Here is a 1,693-nt window from a genome sequence, read left to right as displayed (position 1 = left end):
TTGACCGTGAGCCTGAGCGGCATCTGGGCGCGGGTCAGGTTCAGCGATTCGATACTGAGCAGCTACAGGCCATTCTTGAGCGCAGGGAGGCTGAAAGGCAGGTGCAGCAGTCCCGTGATGAACGTGACAGCGTAATTGACGTGACTACCTCGTTACGGGAAGCCCTCAGCGAGAGGGATACTCTGACGCTAAAACAGGAGCTGAAGTCAGAGCCTGAGCAGGAATCCCATTCCGGCAGAACGTTTGATTTTGAAAAAGAGCCTGACAAGCTGAACGCACTGGTCAGTGATGCCATGAAGGATATACAGGAAGAAATCGATCTTCAGTCCCTTGTTAACGATGCGATGGCGGAGTTCCAGGGGATACATCAGGAGATGGAAAGGCAGAGAGAGCGCGAACGTCTGGCGGAAAAACAGCGTCAGCAGGAGAAAGAACGACAGCGACTCGCCGAACAGATACGACAGAAGCCGGATAAAGGCTGGTCATTCTCACGATAGACAGGATTTTGTATGAGCGACGAAATTAAACAAATTGCCGCCCTTATCGGGCATCATCAGGCGCTGGAAAAGCGTGTTACTTCTCTGACAGAACAGTTTCAGGCCGCCTCATCACAATTACAGCAGCAAAGTGAAACGCTGAGCAGGGTCATTCGTGAGCTGGACAGCGCGTCCGGTAATATGACTGACACCGTCAGGAAATCGGTGAGTTCCGCGCTCACTCAGGTTGAGAAAGAACTGAAACAAGCCGGATTAGCACAGCAGAAACCGGCGACAGAAGCGCTGAATCAGGCTGCCGATACGGCGAAAGCGATGATCCATGAAATGCGTCGTGAGATGTCACGCTATACGTGGAAATCCGCGATTTATCTTGTACTGACGATATTCTTCGTCCTGGCTTCCTGCGTGACGGCATTTACGTGGTTTATGAATGACGGGTATAGCCAGATTGCTGAAATGCAGAGGATGGAAGCGGTCTGGCAAAAGAAAGCCCCGCTGGCTGACATATCGCGCTGTGACGGAAAGCCCTGCGTTAAGGTGGACACTCGCACTACGTATGGTGATAAAGAGAATACCTGGATGATTATTAAGAAATAACATCATAGAGCACAGAACGCTGTGCGTCGATCTCCGGCGGAGAAAGCATTAATTAAACGTGTCGGGGGGATCTGATAACCCCAGCAAATAAAGGACATTAAGGATATCAACGATGAATGCACTTTCTGCATTGCTGACAAAAATTGAACAGGCTTCACCAACACAGCGGGACAAAGGTACAACCTTTGAAAACCTTTGTGTGCAGTATTTCCTCCATGAACCTAAATATGCCGAGCTGTACAGTGACGTGCTGAGCTATGGCGGATGGGTTTCTCAGTACGGTGAAACCGTTGGGATCACGAAGAAAAAAGATGATGGCATTGATTTGGTCGCCGTAACCAAAACGGGGGAGTTTCATGCTATCCAGTGCAAAAACTACAATCAGACTAAAATCGCCAAAAAGGATATTGATAGTTTTCTGGCTGCCTCCGATAAAACGTATTTTACGCTCCGCTATATCGTTGCCTCTACGGATAACTGGACGGAGGAAGCTAAAAATATGCTGCGGGACAAGGCCGTTCCTGTCACTGCGTTAAGCCTGACAGACCTTGAGCAAAGCGCACTGGACTGGTCACAATTCGATTTTGATCCGGCATACA

The 1,693-nt window shown here is 49.4% G+C and carries 2 protein-coding genes and 1 pseudogene; all 3 read left to right on the top strand.

What is annotated here, in order from left to right:
• Positions 1 to 497: pseudogene (gene mobA / locus OGV65_RS00040) on the top strand (mobilization protein MobA); the annotation flags it as partial.
• Between the two features lie 12 nt (positions 498 to 509).
• Positions 510 to 1,094, top strand: coding sequence for a mobilization protein MobX (locus OGV65_RS00035; protein ID WP_010891053.1), 585 nt, complete (start codon positions 510 to 512; stop codon positions 1,092 to 1,094).
• A gap of 112 nt (positions 1,095 to 1,206) precedes the next feature.
• A partial coding sequence (locus OGV65_RS00030; RefSeq protein WP_240758678.1) for a restriction endonuclease occupies positions 1,207 to 1,693 on the top strand: 487 nt, incomplete at its 3' end.

The organism is Citrobacter sp. Cb004 (assembly GCF_030337065.1).
Classification (GTDB): domain Bacteria; phylum Pseudomonadota; class Gammaproteobacteria; order Enterobacterales; family Enterobacteriaceae; genus Citrobacter; species Citrobacter braakii.
This window is presented reverse-complemented; position numbering and strand designations above follow the sequence as displayed.

What these genes read in the sequence shown, in the direction of transcription:
- OGV65_RS00035 (WP_010891053.1), top strand. Translation starts at nt 510, where the DNA reads ATGAGCGACGAAATTAAACAAATTGCCGCCCTTATCGGGCATCATCAG.